Raw genomic sequence first — 14,674 nt, 5'->3', positions numbered from 1 at the left:
TCATAATATCATATTAAATTCTGTTTTTCACTACTAAAATCAAAAATCATCCAAAACAATATACATTTGCTTCATTTTTAAATAATAATCCCAAAATAATATTATCTTTAAGTATTGAACCTCCTGCACAAAACAAAAAATAGCACTACAAACTTAAGGTTATAAGAATTTATTCTTTAAAACCAGTCCTCATATTTTGGCATTTCATCACAAGTTTCATAATCAGGAAAAACATTATTAGAATTGTGTTCTTCATAATTACCGTCTTTATTTTTGCCCATATTTTCATTACTTTTTTCATTGTTTCCAATTAGCAATGAATTGGCCAATATAAAATGTTCAAATTGTTGTGGTATTTTGAAATGATTAGGCGGATCATGATTCTGAATTCCCCAAAGCTTCAAATGTTTCAAAATCTTCTCGATAGTTTCTTCATCCTCTACAAACGAAATTATTCTCATTTTCCCATTGCAATATTTACATTTTAGAGGATCAACATTATAAACCTTTTGAATAAGTCTTGCCCAGTTTTTACGAAAAGCTTTTTTAGATAAATCACTACTTACAATTGCAGGTACTTTATCATCTGTCTCAGCTTTTTTCCTTTGTCCTCTACTCTTATTTGAATAATAACCATAATATCTTACAAATTGCTCTCCCTTATTTGGGATATGAGTTACCAATCGTGCTAACCAATCCAAAGCATCAAAAGCTTGAATTTCTCTGCTATTTTTACCCTTGTAAATAATTTTCCCAACTTCATTTGAACTTTCTTCTGGTGGTATGTAAAACATTCTTTCCTGAGAAATTGGAGCACGAACTACATATTGAGCAAGTTTTTCAATACTCTCCTGTTCCTCTGCGTATATTGCCTCCCCACAATAAACATTAAATCCAGTATTTTCCCAACTAAGCATGTTATCTATAATAAATTGATTAATTTTCCCCTCTTTTTTGAGCATCTTTAGTACTTCTGACTGAAAAACCTTCTCAATATCTTTTCCTTGAGGTAATACTGATTTTATAAAATCTCCGTCCCCTTTAAAACAACCATCTGTTGCAATTACATGTAAATGAGGATTAAAGTTTAAAAAATCTCCAAATTCAACTACTCTTCTCTGATGACATGAAGGACAGAACGCCCTCCGTTTACATGAAAAAGGCAATAGATACTCCTTGTTACAATCTTCACACTTAACACGGGCAAACCCTAGATGCAAATTCCCACAATCAAGGTAATCATATATAACATCTAGAATATGGGGTCTCCAATAACCGTATGTATTTTGGTACCTATCATCCCACACTCTCTCCAAAACTTCAAAATTCTCTTCTACGCACCTATAATAATAATTTTTCCGTGGCTCTCTTGGAGAATATATCCCCTGATTATTCGAACTTTCATAAAGCATTAGTACTCACACTCTTAAAACATATATAGAACAAATGTTCTATATATGTTTTAACACAAATATTGTATTATGTAAATCTTTTTATCATAAAGTAGTAATAAAGAAGATTGTAGAGTTGGGTAAGTTTATAAAGCCTGTTCAGGCAAATCAGACTTTAGGTAGCAGTCTACCGCATAAAAATGTACAAGTTGAACCTTCTATATTGTCAAAAGATACACAAATAACCGGTATAAATAAGATGAGTTCGACGGAAAAGAAGGCTTCAGTTTTTTCAAATATACCGGCAGAAGAAGATTTGAAAGAGACTTCAGAAGCTCAATTTACAGAAGAAATAAAAGAGTTGGCTGAGAGTTTAAATTCTGTTATAGAGATTTATGAATATGTCCGGAATAATATAAATTTCGAGGCATATTACGGGTCGAGAAAAGGTGCAGTGGGAACCCTTGACCAAATGGCAGGGAATGATATTGACCAGGCATCGCTTCTTATTTCCCTTCTTCGATATAAAGGAATTCCTGCTCGATATGTGAGAGGAACAATTGAGATACCTGTAGAGAAGGTGATGGGATGGACTGGAGGGGAAACACCACAGGATGCAGTGAGAATTCTGGCATCTCTTGGAATACCAACAGTTTCTGTCGTCAGTGGCGGAAAGATATCTCACGTCAGAACAGAACACGTATGGGTTGAAGCTTATGTGCCTTATCAGTACTACAGAGGTGCAGGACCTATGAAGGGCCAAAAAATATGGGTTCCTTTAGATCCGAGCTTCAAACAGCATGAAAAAATTGAAGGCCTTGACTTGAGCAGCATTATAGACATTGATACAGAAGCTTCAATAGAGGGTTTTAAGGATGGCATCATTGTATCAGATAAATTGCTTTCAGTTTCAAGAGTAAATGTCCAGAGCGTTTCAGAAAAGATAGAGAATGTAGATGCTAAAATTGAAGAATTTATTAATCAAAAGGGTTAAAATAAAGAGTGAGGAATTAATTGGAGGGAAAAGGATTATTCCTCAAGACCTTGATATGCTGCCTCTCTCACTTCCATATAAGGTTGATGCTGTATATGAGAAGACAAGTGTTGTGCCAAAAGAATTGAGAGAGAATATATCAGCTTTCATTTTGTTATATGCTCTTTGCAATATCTCGCTTGATAGATCCATTAAACGAACCGAACCTACCGATAGCCCTTTAATTCTATTAAGCGTGTATTTATATTTTTCCTTTGTATTTATTTTTGTTAGCGTTGGTTCTTTGTATAGTTCATACCATTTTTTGCAGTAGGAGTATAGCGATTCGTTTGACAGGGATACATATTTGCCCCTATTTAGAGCACTTAACTCATCTTGCATAAAGGCAATTGCATCTTTTTTCTTAGAAAAATATGAAGCCTTCTGTATCCTTTTTCCGTTCTCATCTATACTTACGTCATACCGTACTTGATATTTTTTAAGTCTTTTAATATAGGTCAATGATCCTTCACCTTTTGACCTCCTCATTTATTCCACCTCTTTTTTTTGTATTTTTCTCTAAAACTCCTAACGCTCCTATTTCTTCTAGGTTAACCTAAGGCCATCCGAATCCCTGAATCCCCCCGTTAATATACTTATAATATCCAATATTTGACCAATTCCAAAAAACCAAAAGTAAGAAGCCATAAGACTCCCGTTCCCACTTTGCCAACATAAAACCTATGTATGCCACATAGTCCTAATGCCCCCAACTAGAGACAGGATTAATGCGGTGCTTCTGCTCTTAGTACTTTGGTTGGTGGCATTATTTGCCTGAGTAGTATTAACATTGTTATTTGAGATGTTTATCACTGGATGTTCCGTTGTTTTTTTTGCTTGGCTTCATTTACAATATTGGTAACGTCCGATTTACAATAGAATTTACCGTTGACTTCAACCAAACAGTCCTCACAAAAGAATTTACCGCAATAAACACACACCGATTGCTTCCTTGCCCTGATGATAAGTACAATTCATTTCAAATTACCCCCTTTTGTATTTTTCATAGATTACAAAAGCCCTGTAAGTCAGGGCCTTTGCTTTAGTGCTTATGTATATAATTTTATCTATCGAGTTTTACTATTATCACGCCACTTCCAAACAAGGAAGGATCAATCTGCAATTCGAGTCCTTCTGAGTCTTGTGGTATTTCAAAGGCAATTTCGCCCCGTAGTTTCCTACCAGGAGGTACTTCTCCATCCACAGATCCGGTTGTATCCGGTCCCAAAGTTACACTATAGCTGTAACCCTCGCTATCGAACAGCTTAAACATCATCAGAGAACTTGAGTGAAAAGTTTCCTGTCCTTTGTTCTCGATTGTAACATCTACTACATACCAGATACTGCCTTCTTTGGGTTTAATGAAGTCTTCTCCAGGAGCTTCACGAACACTGTTTACTGTATAGTGCATATCCTTAGCTTCTATTACGTCACCAATATCAAAGACCTCGGTTTGTGGTGCATCTACACCTGTACCTTCATTTGTCTCTGTTGAAGATTCGCCTGTGGTATTAGCTGTTGGCTCAACCTTTTCAGGCGTAACCGTTTCACATCCTCCAAATAAAAAAGAAAAGCAAAAACAGATAAGAAATAGCATAAACAATTTTTTCATACCTATCAACCCCCTTATATTTTTTGTCAATTATACCATATTGACTAGCTAAAATCAAACATAATATGAGTGTTGATAGCGTCAATTTATTGTAGGAAAAAGAAAAGTAGATGGCATCCCATTTTTTATTTGTGCAACTATTTCAAATAACGGTCTCTTAGTAACGAAAGTGTTTTACATCATTTTGAGCCTTATTTTCTTTTATAATTCCTCTAACTTATTGTCTATTATACCATATAACTCTTTCTTTCTATAAAGAATTCATTTTACTCAATACTTGTGACAAATTAGTACGTTTTGTTATCTATGTTCCTTCACATTTTAACGCTACTTTTAAAAGAAAAAAGTATTTCTATTGTACCATTTTCCATTTTGTCAAGGCTAAAACAAGCGGGCAAAGCCCGGCCTTGACAAGTAGTAGGGCTCCGCGGGTCATGGTACTAAAGTTTTGCTTTTTTCTTTTCTTTTTCTTTGTCTTTTTTTAGATATGTATAATTCCTATTGGATAGGCTTACTTGTAAACTTTCCCGTAATTTTTGCTTTATTATTACCTCATCCCTATCCGCATATACCTATAATACGCCTTAATTCTTTATATAAACCAGTTTTACACCCCTTATGAATAACAGTTAAATTACTATTCCATACACTCTCATACCTGTTTGATGACTTCTTTAATTCCTTAATTAATTTTTCCTGAATTTCTTGCCTACTAGATGCTAACTTTTTTTGTTTTTGTGCCATAACTATGTCATATACCTTACCGCCATTCTTCTTGTATATTATCAGCTTTGACATCTTTTCTACACCTTTTCTCGACCAGCCTTTAGGTCTTGAACTTAAACGGGATGAAAATACATGACTCACATGACCTTCAGCACTACAACCCACTATTCCTCTGTTTGACCTTATTTCTATACCATCCCAATTATTTAAAATATATCGCTTTGCATTTTTTATAGCCTTTATTTTACTTTCATTATCGCCTGTCTTTTCGATTATCTTTTTAAAAACCTTTGTTAGCTTTTTTTTATCAGATAAATTCAATGCGTCCTGTAAATCTTGGCTTATTGCTTCATCATTTAAATGTGTGGTTGCAACTCTTACGTATTTTTGAAGATGGTATCTATCAAGTACAAATTTACTTTTTGAAAGCCAGTTAACTCCTTGCCTTATCCATGACGCCCCATCTCCTGATATATACACCGTCTCTAAAAAATCAACGTCATATTGTTTATATATGTATTCCGATACTTCAAGCCACAAATTTTCTGAATTATTATACACACCCCCAAAATATCGAACATTCTTTAATACTTTTCTCTTCTTATTACTTTTTTCAAAGTCAATTCCCTCATGCACATATACAAGTTTTGGCATAATTGTATTTCTCTTACCCTTCTCATTCTGTCTTAATGTGCTTTTTTGTTGTAATGCTACATGATCCTCGTCTGCCTCAACATACAATATTTTTACTTTTCTCTTTTTATCTACTTTTATTTCAGGCTCAACTATTTCAATATTATGTATTTTATTCATCACAGCTTGTTTGCTGATTTCATCAATATATGTCGCCTTTTCTCCTGCCTTTCTGTAGCTGCTGTCAGCTGCTTCTTCTATTGCATTAATTACAACATCGGCACTTACTCTGTCATGTGGTTCTACACCTACAATCCTGTCGACCAGGTGTTGTCTATTACCATTTTCCTTATGCTTAAAATATGTCCTGTTATAACTTAGTGTTCCAAATGTCGTTAAAATAGCTGTTTTATCTTTTCTTATAATTTCCCAATACTGTTTCCTTATTTCACAGTTACGGAAATATTCATCCATATCTTCAAGCACTTCTTTAAGTATATCGCGTCCAAGTTTAAATAAATCTTCTTTTAGACCAAGAACAAGATCAGCTAAGTCTTTTCCTTCTTCAATAAAATTTTTTATCTTTTTTTCAATTCTTTTTACCCCAAATTCATTAAAATGTTGTATACTATTATACATAGAAGATGTCATCCTTTCTATTTATTATTTTTGGTTAATTAATATCTTAACAGGATGTCATCTTCTTTTCAATTATATATGGTATTTTATGTCTCATTCCCTACAATAACTTTACGCTAACATGAGTGTTTGCGTAAAAAGATGCCAAAAAACACTCGTATTATATTGAGAAGAGTCTAATTCATCCATGTTTTAATGATTGCCTCAATAGTTCTAGCTTTTTTTCATGGCTCTCTTGTATTTTTTTGAATTTTTCTTAGTTCTTTTTGAAATTCTTACAGGGATTATAATCAGTGGTTTTCTAGTGTTTTTAATCGAAACCGCCACATCTATCTTATTAACAATTTCTACAGATTTCTTTTTTGCAGTAACACCGCCTATTACAGTACCAATTGGGCGTATGAGAGAACCAATAAAAGCCCTTCCAAGCATACTTACAGTTCCCGTTTTTGATATAGAGTTTCCATTTTCATATATTTCAACACCCAGTATATCATCTCCTCTCCTTTTTAAAATCCTCTTCACAAAATAGAACATATGTTCTATAATAAATATATCGTTACCTTAGAACGAGCAGATATTTAAGGGATTTGTCCCGACTAAAGGAAAAAGACCAATTGAATCAATCCGGGGGAGAACTGAGTTTTATCCCCTGGAAGAAGTAAAACATTTAATAGATAGGTATTTGCTTTTTTCATAATATCATATTAAATTCTGTTTTTCACTACTAAAATCAAAAATCATCCAAAACAATATACATTTGCTTCATTTTTAAATAATAATCCCAAAATAATATTATCTTTAAGTATTGAACCTCCTGCACAAAACAAAAAATAGCACTACAAACTTAAGGTTATAAGAATTTATTCTTTAAAACCAGTCCTCATATTTTGGCATTTCATCACAAGTTTCATAATCAGGAAAAACATTATTAGAATTGTGTTCTTCATAATTACCGTCTTTATTTTTGCCCATATTTTCATTACTTTTTTCATTGTTTCCAATTAGCAATGAATTGGCCAATATAAAATGTTCAAATTGTTGTGGTATTTTGAAATGATTAGGCGGATCATGATTCTGAATTCCCCAAAGCTTCAAATGTTTCAAAATCTTCTCGATAGTTTCTTCATCCTCTACAAACGAAATTATTCTCATTTTCCCATTGCAATATTTACATTTTAGAGGATCAACATTATAAACCTTTTGAATAAGTCTTGCCCAGTTTTTACGAAAAGCTTTTTTAGATAAATCACTACTTACAATTGCAGGTACTTTATCATCTGTCTCAGCTTTTTTCCTTTGTCCTCTACTCTTATTTGAATAATAACCATAATATCTTACAAATTGCTCTCCCTTATTTGGGATATGAGTTACCAATCGTGCTAACCAATCCAAAGCATCAAAAGCTTGAATTTCTCTGCTATTTTTACCCTTGTAAATAATTTTCCCAACTTCATTTGAACTTTCTTCTGGTGGTATGTAAAACATTCTTTCCTGAGAAATTGGAGCACGAACTACATATTGAGCAAGTTTTTCAATACTCTCCTGTTCCTCTGCGTATATTGCCTCCCCACAATAAACATTAAATCCAGTATTTTCCCAACTAAGCATGTTATCTATAATAAATTGATTAATTTTCCCCTCTTTTTTGAGCATCTTTAGTACTTCTGACTGAAAAACCTTCTCAATATCTTTTCCTTGAGGTAATACTGATTTTATAAAATCTCCGTCCCCTTTAAAACAACCATCTGTTGCAATTACATGTAAATGAGGATTAAAGTTTAAAAAATCTCCAAATGTTTGTACAGCTATAACAACACCAGGAACTGAATCTTTATCTCCAGATGAACTTTTAAGATAATCACATAAGACTTTCCATGCACATCTTGATAGTTTTGCAAGTAGCTTTCTGTCATACATAAAATAGCATCTAAGTCTTTTGGGTATACTAAAGACCCACTGCCTGTGGGAAACTTCTTTTAAAACCTCAGTGTATAAAAACTCTCCAAATTCAACTACTCTTCTCTGATGACATGAAGGACAGAACGCCCTCCGTTTACATGAAAAAGGCAATAGATACTCCTTGTTACAATCTTCACACTTAACACGGGCAAACCCTAGATGCAAATTCCCACAATCAAGGTAATCATATATAACATCTAGAATATGGGATCTCCAATAACCGTATGTATTTTGGTACCTATCATCCCACACTCTCTCCAAAACTTCAAAATTCTCTTCTACGCACCTATAATAATAATTTTTCCGTGGCTCTCTTGGAGAATATATCCCCTGATTATTCGAACTTTCATAAAGCATTAGTACTCACACTCTTAAAACATATATAGAACAAATGTTCTATATATGTTTTAACACAAATATTGTATTATGTAAATCTTTTTATCATAAAGTAGTAATAAAGAAGATTGTAGAGTTGGGTAAGCTTATAAAGCCTGTTCAGGCAAATCAGACTTTAGGTAGCAGTCTACCGCATAAAAATGTACAAGTTGAACCTTCTATATTGTCAAAAGATACACAAATAACCGGTATAAATAAGATGAGTTCGACGGAAAAGAAGGCTTCAGTTTTTTCAAATATACCGGCAGAAGAAGATTTGAAAGAGACTTCAGAAGCTCAATTTACAGAAGAAATAAAGAGTTGGCTGAGAGTTTAAATTCTGTTATAGAGATTTATGAATATGTCCGGAATAATATAAATTTCGAGGCATATTACGGGTCGAAAAAAGGTGCAGTGGGAACCCTTGACCAAATGGCAGGGAATGATATTGATATATCTTCAAATAAGAAAAAGCCCGAAAATAGTCCGAGCTTGTTTAACCACGAAAATTATTTATATAGTTTTCAATACAACTGCATGCGTCACAATTAATACATTATTTCCGCCGGCTTTTATTATCTCATCCCAAGCATTTCTTACCCTGACTAATAACTCCTCAAAACTTTCACCATCCTCTTGCGGCTTATATAGATGAGGTCTCTCAAAAAAGTTAGTATACTGTTCAAAGTATCAGATATTTTTAAATATCTTTGGTCAGATAATAAAGAAAAAGTCAATGATGATATATTTGAGAAGGTTGTATTGAAATATCTTAAAGTTAAGGAAATAGAGGATTGTATTAATGATTTCCGTGAGATATTTGATAAAAAAGCATACCACTTCTTAATGAGTTTATAAACAAGTATAAAAAATCAAATATCAGGTCCATATCAGGATTTACAGGTGCTTAACAAAAGATAAGAAGGCTGTTGAAAATTCTGTAACATCACAATATAGTAACGGTTTTGTTGAAGGAAATAATAACAGATTAAAGTTGATAAAGCGGCAAATGTATGGAAGAGTAAAGTTAGCTTTGCTAAAAGCGAAAATAATAATTCCTTCTCTTAAAGACATTTTTTTGCTTTATCCTAGTATTACTTTTCGAATTTATAGATGATACAACAAGTTCGCAGGATTTTTATTGAATAAATATTTGAAAAACACTATACTAGATAAATACTAAACTTTTCTTTGGAGAGTGTGCTCATGAAACTTTTTTTGGCCCCAATACAGGGTATGACAATAGCATGTTACAGGAAGCTTTCTGTTCCATTCCATATTACCTCCATTTATATTAATAATATTCTTAAGACAATTCTTCAAAGCTTTGCCATATCAAAACTCCGCCATGGATGGCGGACAAATCAGGATATGTCGGAGATCGGTCCCGTGTTCCCGACGCCCCTGGGCCTTAAGACGCAGCCTGGGGCTTATGTTTTGCTTGCAAATCTTAGCCTCAGGCAAGTCGGGTCATGCATGACTTAGGCCCAGGGGTGTGGCGCGTCTGCTCCAAACTCATGCCCCGCGTGCCCTTGCGGGAACATTGTGTTAGGCGAAGTTAATTAAATCAGATATATCTTTTGAAAAGCCTAATTCATAAAACACTATCCCTAATTGGGTAATTTTAGTATGCCTTCCAAGATGAATACTATCTCCAACATCAGCCATCGCTTCAACCAAAACAGCGCCTATGGCATTAAGTCTAGTAACTGCACTTTCAAAAGAAGAACTATCTATAGTTGCATCGCTAAAAGTTTCTATATGAATCATGTCCCCATCTCTTCTGTCATATAAATATTTTAATACTATAAAATCAGACACAAAAACTAAATCCAAGCAACTGGATAATTCAATAAATTTGACCCAGTTGATTGTTCCTTCGGCATACGCTTTAAATAATCTCCCTAATATTTTTGCTTTTTTGTCATCGACAAATTTATCTAAAAGTACTGAAATCATAGTAATTACTTTGTCTCGATACTTTTTGTCCCTTTGCATTTTCTCCCTGAAAGCAATAATATTTTCTGTATTTATATCTCCCTTGTTAATTTCACTTAAGAAAACCAATAATTTTTTTAAAAAGTATTTTTCCCTGTAAGCAATACCTATTTTTACAGCGGCTACTACTGTTTTTACTATAGGAATTTCTCTAACAACAGCATCATCAAATAAACTGTCCAGCGTTATTTCACTGTAATCTATTGATAAATCGAATGATTTATTAAATATCTCCCTAAATGTTAGCTCGTTAATCGATTCAATTGGTATTAATTGCATAAACACCTCTCCAAAAAAGTAATTTCGCCTAACGGTCCGTTTTCACGAAGCCGACGAACCGGACCAACGGAGCCTTTCCCTTTAGCGGCGCTTGCCGCCCGGTGAGACGGTTTGGCAGCAATGACCCATGAGCACGCCCGAAGCGTGAAAATTTTGTTATAAGAAGTGGGGCGCACATTTTAGCTGCTTGTCCGATAAAATCCTGCTTGTTTCTTACGTAATACGCAATATATAAATAAAGTTTCTAAACTCATAATCTTCATTTGATGATAACCTCCCCTTTATAATCAACTGTACTACCCCAAATTTCATCAAACGTAACCAAGTCCCCTTTTAGGTTTCGTCCGTTCTCGCCAATTATTTCTTGTACCGAAGCGGGCTGTACATTTGCAGTTGGTGTGCTTATTTCAAGGGTATATGTACCGTTAGCAAGGGAATTCCCTTTGTTTGAAAATTGAGCTGAAGTAAACATACCATTACTAACCGATATAGAATCTTGAGCCAAATATCCACTTCCTTCTAGGGATAACATTAACTGAGTTCCTTCTGGAAGATTCGTTGTTCCCTGGATTACTACCATTCCATTGCTTATTATTGGGTTAACCGTCATAGTAACGTTTATTTCTTTATTTGGCTCTGCTTCTTTCTGTTTCATATTATCTGGAATTGGTAAAGGTTCACCCATGTTAACTTCTTTACCTTCAAAATTCCATTTCCCATTTTCCTCTTTGAACCCCAAATCAGCTAACCGTTTCACCCCAACTACATCAATTTCATTCTCAGTCATATTAATATTAATTTTCTTGTTTTCTATATAAGTATAAGCCCTATATGCCTCAATTATTGTTATATTTAATGCTTTTGAAACATCGATGTATACAAGACTTTCTGCTTTATCAACTGAATATTTTGCTTCATAGGAATCCCAAATACTGTCCATATAATCATGTATCTTTTGATATTCACTTTCTTTTGTTGAGTTTTCCGTACTTAGTGAACTTGATGGTTTTTCCGAATTACCACTTCTTGTTGTTTCGTTTTGTATAGTGCAAGCTGATATAAATAATATAACTAAGCATAAAATTAGAGAAAACTTGGTTCTTGAAAACATTAAATCATCTCCTTTAATTCATAATACATACAGAAGAATTATGATATTCATTCTAGCCACCCGGTAATAAAGCAAAACCCTGATCTTATAGGATTGAATATAGTATCCCAACGCCCCATTTCTTATAACTTCGTCATCTACGAACATAGGTTCGTAAATACTCTTTTATACATGGTATCTACGAACATAAGTTCGTGAATACCCATTATCTTTTTTCTTTATCACTCATAATTCTATCTAATGGACTTTGAATCTTTCCAAAATCCTTTTCACTTACGTGAGTATATATTTCAGTTGTTTTTGAACTTTCATGCCCTAGTAATTCTTGAATGTACCTTAAGTCTGTCCCATTTTCTAGCAAGTGCGTTGCAAACGAATGTCTCAATGTATGTACTGATACTTTTTTATTTATTCCTGCTTTAAACACAGCTTTCTCAAAAACTTTTTGTATAGATCTTTCTGTAATATGCCTCCCTTCCTTCCCACCTTCAAAAAGCCATTTTTCCGGTTTATAAATCTTAAAATAGTCTCGTAGCATTTCTAATGCTACATTGGATAAAAGGGTGTATCTATCTTTTTTACCTTTAGCTCCTTTTATGAAAATTAAATTTCTTTCACTGTCAATATTTTCTACTTTTAATTTTGCTACCTCGCTAACTCTTAATCCTGCCGAATATATCACCATAATAATTGCTTTATGTTTAATATTTTTTATTGCTTCAATAATTTTAAACACTTCAATTACACTCAAAACACTAGGTAAACTTTTCTCTTTCTTTGGTCTTGGTATATCAAAATTAAACTTATTACTTCCTTTTGTCTCTGTAAATAAAAATTTAAGAGCACTAAAAGCCTGATTAACATATGAAATTGCTTTCCCTTCTTCAATTTCCTTTATCAAATACATCCTTACATCATTTTTGTTAATGTCTTCAATTTTTCGATTGTTATAATAATCAAAAAACCTTTTAATATGATTTAAATAAGCTTTTTGTGTTTGAAAACTATAATTTCTAAGAATCAATTCATGTTTTAATTCTTCCATCATCACATCATTTAAACTATTATACTTCACTATGTTGTATACAACATTACAACTTTTAAACAACTTACATAAATTTTCAATTAATTCTTTTTTGTTTGGTATACTCCATATTTTATCAGATTTCTCCCATCTTCGTCCACTGATTTGTTTAATTTTTTCAACATTTTCAAAAGAATATGGAACCTCTACCGCTAGTCGTCCTTTAGAATAACTTTTTAATAGATAGGTATTTGCTTTTTTCATAATATCATATTAAATTCTGTTTTTCACTACTAAAATCAAAAATCATCCAAAACAATATACATTTGCTTCATTTTTAAATAATAATCCCAAAATAATATTATCTTTAAGTATTGAACCTCCTGCACAAAACAAAAAATAGCACTACAAACTTAAGGTTATAAGAATTTATTCTTTAAAACCAGTCCTCATATTTTGGCATTTCATCACAAGTTTCATAATCAGGAAAAACATTATTAGAATTGTGTTCTTCATAATTACCGTCTTTATTTTTGCCCATATTTTCATTACTTTTTTCATTGTTTCCAATTAGCAATGAATTGGCCAATATAAAATGTTCAAATTGTTGTGGTATTTTGAAATGATTAGGCGGATCATGATTCTGAATTCCCCAAAGCTTCAAATGTTTCAAAATCTTCTCGATAGTTTCTTCATCCTCTACAAACGAAATTATTCTCATTTTCCCATTGCAATATTTACATTTTAGAGGATCAACATTATAAACCTTTTGAATAAGTCTTGCCCAGTTTTTACGAAAAGCTTTTTTAGATAAATCACTACTTACAATTGCAGGTACTTTATCATCTGTCTCAGCTTTTTTCCTTTGTCCTCTACTCTTATTTGAATAATAACCATAATATCTTACAAATTGCTCTCCCTTATTTGGGATATGAGTTACCAATCGTGCTAACCAATCCAAAGCATCAAAAGCTTGAATTTCTCTGCTATTTTTACCCTTGTAAATAATTTTCCCAACTTCATTTGAACTTTCTTCTGGTGGTATGTAAAACATTCTTTCCTGAGAAATTGGAGCACGAACTACATATTGAGCAAGTTTTTCAATACTCTCCTGTTCCTCTGCGTATATTGCCTCCCCACAATAAACATTAAATCCAGTATTTTCCCAACTAAGCATGTTATCTATAATAAATTGATTAATTTTCCCCTCTTTTTTGAGCATCTTTAGTACTTCTGACTGAAAAACCTTCTCAATATCTTTTCCTTGAGGTAATACTGATTTTATAAAATCTCCGTCCCCTTTAAAACAACCATCTGTTGCAATTACATGTAAATGAGGATTAAAGTTTAAAAAATCTCCAAATGTTTGTACAGCTATAACAACACCAGGAACTGAATCTTTATCTCCAGATGAACTTTTAAGATAATCACATAAGACTTTCCATGCACATCTTGATAGTTTTGCAAGTAGCTTTCTGTCATACATAAAATAGCATCTAAGTCTTTTGGGTATACTAAAGACCCACTGCCTGTGGGAAACTTCTTTTAAAACCTCAGTGTATAAAAACTCTCCAAATTCAACTACTCTTCTCTGATGACATGAAGGACAGAACGCCCTCCGTTTACATGAAAAAGGCAATAGATACTCCTTGTTACAATCTTCACACTTAACACGGGCAAACCCTAGATGCAAATTCCCACAATCAAGGTAATCATATATAACATCTAGAATATGGGTTCTCCAATAACCGTATGTATTTTGGTACCTATCATCCCACACTCTCTCCAAAACTTCAAAATTCTCTTCTACGCACCTATAATAATAATTTTTCCGTGGCTCTCTTGGAGAATATATCCCCTGATTATTCGAACTTTCATAAAGCATTAGTAC

The 14,674-nt window shown here is 33.1% G+C and carries 16 protein-coding genes and 1 pseudogene; 5 read left to right on the top strand and 12 right to left on the bottom strand.

Translation table 11 applies throughout. The features are described from left to right. Nucleotides 1-176: 176 nt before the first annotated feature. The gene (locus tag HVS_RS04660; protein ID WP_101299687.1) at nt 177-1,412 is read right to left on the bottom strand and encodes a transposase; all 1,236 of its coding nucleotides are present in this window, start codon (nt 1,410-1,412) and stop codon (nt 177-179) included. A 34-nt stretch (nt 1,413-1,446) separates the two neighbouring features. Here HVS_RS04660 and HVS_RS04655 point away from each other — a divergent pair, with 34 nt between their 5' ends. After that, nucleotides 1,447-2,385: a transglutaminase-like domain-containing protein gene (locus tag HVS_RS04655; protein ID WP_242971686.1), complete on the top strand. Its 939-nt coding sequence runs from the start codon at nt 1,447-1,449 to the stop codon at nt 2,383-2,385. A 42-nt stretch (nt 2,386-2,427) separates the two neighbouring features. Here the strand turns inward: HVS_RS04655 and HVS_RS16680 are convergent, their stop codons facing one another. The 6 genes from HVS_RS16680 to HVS_RS04625 form a co-directional block, all read right to left on the bottom strand. Continuing rightward, on the bottom strand, nt 2,428-2,913 hold the full coding sequence (locus tag HVS_RS16680) for an Arm DNA-binding domain-containing protein (protein WP_169926528.1): 486 nt from the start codon (nt 2,911-2,913) through the stop codon (nt 2,428-2,430). A gap of 107 nt (nt 2,914-3,020) precedes the next feature. Then, on the bottom strand, nt 3,021-3,137 hold the full coding sequence (locus tag HVS_RS17620; protein ID WP_341456963.1) for an NINE protein: 117 nt from the start codon (nt 3,135-3,137) through the stop codon (nt 3,021-3,023). A 350-nt stretch (nt 3,138-3,487) separates the two neighbouring features. After that, complete coding sequence (locus tag HVS_RS04640; protein ID WP_101299686.1) at nt 3,488-4,036, bottom strand: DUF4352 domain-containing protein; 549 nt, start codon at nt 4,034-4,036, stop codon at nt 3,488-3,490. Nucleotides 4,037-4,594: 558 nt separating this feature from the next. Beyond that, complete coding sequence (locus HVS_RS04635) at nt 4,595-6,034, bottom strand: ISLre2 family transposase (RefSeq protein WP_242971685.1); 1,440 nt, start codon at nt 6,032-6,034, stop codon at nt 4,595-4,597. Between the two features lie 213 nt (nt 6,035-6,247). After that, a complete protein-coding gene (locus HVS_RS04630; RefSeq protein WP_159063392.1) occupies nt 6,248-6,559 on the bottom strand; it encodes a hypothetical protein in 312 nt (103 codons plus the stop codon). A gap of 345 nt (nt 6,560-6,904) precedes the next feature. Next, complete coding sequence (locus HVS_RS04625; protein WP_101299640.1) at nt 6,905-8,353, bottom strand: IS91 family transposase; 1,449 nt, start codon at nt 8,351-8,353, stop codon at nt 6,905-6,907. Between the two features lie 34 nt (nt 8,354-8,387). Between HVS_RS04625 and HVS_RS04620 the strand changes: the two genes are divergently transcribed. Together HVS_RS04620 and HVS_RS04615 are read left to right on the top strand one after the other, a co-directional pair. Continuing rightward, nucleotides 8,388-8,708, top strand: a complete 321-nt coding sequence (locus HVS_RS04620) for a hypothetical protein (RefSeq protein WP_159063391.1) — start codon at nt 8,388-8,390, stop codon at nt 8,706-8,708. Continuing rightward, nucleotides 8,693-8,923, top strand: coding sequence for a hypothetical protein (locus HVS_RS04615; RefSeq protein ID WP_101299682.1), 231 nt, complete (start codon nt 8,693-8,695; stop codon nt 8,921-8,923). The genes HVS_RS04620 and HVS_RS04615 overlap by 16 nt, the downstream gene beginning before the upstream one ends. On the opposite strand, the pseudogene HVS_RS17065 reads toward HVS_RS04615, so the two are convergent. Continuing rightward, nucleotides 8,885-8,995, bottom strand: a pseudogene (locus tag HVS_RS17065) (histidine phosphatase family protein); the annotation flags it as partial. The gene HVS_RS04615 and the pseudogene HVS_RS17065 overlap by 39 nt on opposite strands. A 27-nt stretch (nt 8,996-9,022) precedes the next feature. Between HVS_RS17065 and HVS_RS04605 the strand changes: the two are divergent. Both HVS_RS04605 and HVS_RS17730 read left to right on the top strand, forming a co-directional pair. Beyond that, entirely contained in the window at nt 9,023-9,229 is a 207-nt protein-coding gene (locus HVS_RS04605; protein ID WP_101299681.1) for a hypothetical protein, read from the top strand. Between the two features lie 13 nt (nt 9,230-9,242). Continuing rightward, nucleotides 9,243-9,488 carry a transposase gene (locus HVS_RS17730; RefSeq protein ID WP_101299680.1) on the top strand — a complete coding sequence of 82 codons (246 nt, stop codon included), beginning with the start codon at nt 9,243-9,245 and terminating at the stop codon, nt 9,486-9,488. A 431-nt stretch (nt 9,489-9,919) separates the two neighbouring features. On the opposite strand, the gene HVS_RS04590 is transcribed toward HVS_RS17730, so the two are convergent. The 4 genes from HVS_RS04590 to HVS_RS04575 form a co-directional block, all read right to left on the bottom strand. Continuing rightward, a complete protein-coding gene (locus HVS_RS04590; RefSeq protein WP_101299678.1) occupies nt 9,920-10,648 on the bottom strand; it encodes a hypothetical protein in 729 nt (242 codons plus the stop codon). 259 nt (nt 10,649-10,907) lie between these two features. Then, nucleotides 10,908-11,759 carry a hypothetical protein gene (locus HVS_RS04585; protein ID WP_101299677.1) on the bottom strand — a complete coding sequence of 284 codons (852 nt, stop codon included), beginning with the start codon at nt 11,757-11,759 and terminating at the stop codon, nt 10,908-10,910. A gap of 205 nt (nt 11,760-11,964) precedes the next feature. Continuing rightward, nucleotides 11,965-13,047: a site-specific tyrosine recombinase/integron integrase gene (xerA, locus tag HVS_RS04580; protein ID WP_101299674.1), complete on the bottom strand. Its 1,083-nt coding sequence runs from the start codon at nt 13,045-13,047 to the stop codon at nt 11,965-11,967. Nucleotides 13,048-13,219: 172 nt separating this feature from the next. Continuing rightward, complete coding sequence (locus tag HVS_RS04575) at nt 13,220-14,668, bottom strand: IS91 family transposase (RefSeq protein ID WP_101299671.1); 1,449 nt, start codon at nt 14,666-14,668, stop codon at nt 13,220-13,222. Nucleotides 14,669-14,674: the final 6 nt, after the last annotated feature.

The sequence above is a fragment of the Acetivibrio saccincola genome (genome assembly GCF_002844395.1).
Taxonomy (GTDB): domain Bacteria; phylum Bacillota; class Clostridia; order Acetivibrionales; family Acetivibrionaceae; genus Herbivorax; species Herbivorax saccincola.
This window is presented reverse-complemented; position numbering and strand designations above follow the sequence as displayed.

What these genes read in the sequence shown, in the direction of transcription:
- HVS_RS04660 (WP_101299687.1), bottom strand. Translation starts at nt 1,412, where the DNA reads ATGCTTTATGAAAGTTCGAATAATCAGGGGATATATTCTCCAAGAGAG.
- HVS_RS04655 (WP_242971686.1), top strand. Translation starts at nt 1,447, where the DNA reads ATGTTCTATATATGTTTTAACACAAATATTGTATTATGTAAATCTTTT.
- HVS_RS16680 (WP_169926528.1), bottom strand. Translation starts at nt 2,913, where the DNA reads ATGAGGAGGTCAAAAGGTGAAGGATCATTGACCTATATTAAAAGACTT.
- HVS_RS04640 (WP_101299686.1), bottom strand. Translation starts at nt 4,036, where the DNA reads ATGAAAAAATTGTTTATGCTATTTCTTATCTGTTTTTGCTTTTCTTTT.
- HVS_RS04635 (WP_242971685.1), bottom strand. Translation starts at nt 6,034, where the DNA reads ATGTATAATAGTATACAACATTTTAATGAATTTGGGGTAAAAAGAATT.
- HVS_RS04625 (WP_101299640.1), bottom strand. Translation starts at nt 8,353, where the DNA reads ATGCTTTATGAAAGTTCGAATAATCAGGGGATATATTCTCCAAGAGAG.
- HVS_RS04620 (WP_159063391.1), top strand. Translation starts at nt 8,388, where the DNA reads ATGTTCTATATATGTTTTAACACAAATATTGTATTATGTAAATCTTTT.
- HVS_RS04605 (WP_101299681.1), top strand. Translation starts at nt 9,023, where the DNA reads ATGAGGTCTCTCAAAAAAGTTAGTATACTGTTCAAAGTATCAGATATT.
- HVS_RS04590 (WP_101299678.1), bottom strand. Translation starts at nt 10,648, where the DNA reads ATGCAATTAATACCAATTGAATCGATTAACGAGCTAACATTTAGGGAG.
- HVS_RS04585 (WP_101299677.1), bottom strand. Translation starts at nt 11,759, where the DNA reads ATGTTTTCAAGAACCAAGTTTTCTCTAATTTTATGCTTAGTTATATTA.
- xerA (WP_101299674.1), bottom strand. Translation starts at nt 13,047, where the DNA reads ATGAAAAAAGCAAATACCTATCTATTAAAAAGTTATTCTAAAGGACGA.
- HVS_RS04575 (WP_101299671.1), bottom strand. Translation starts at nt 14,668, where the DNA reads ATGCTTTATGAAAGTTCGAATAATCAGGGGATATATTCTCCAAGAGAG.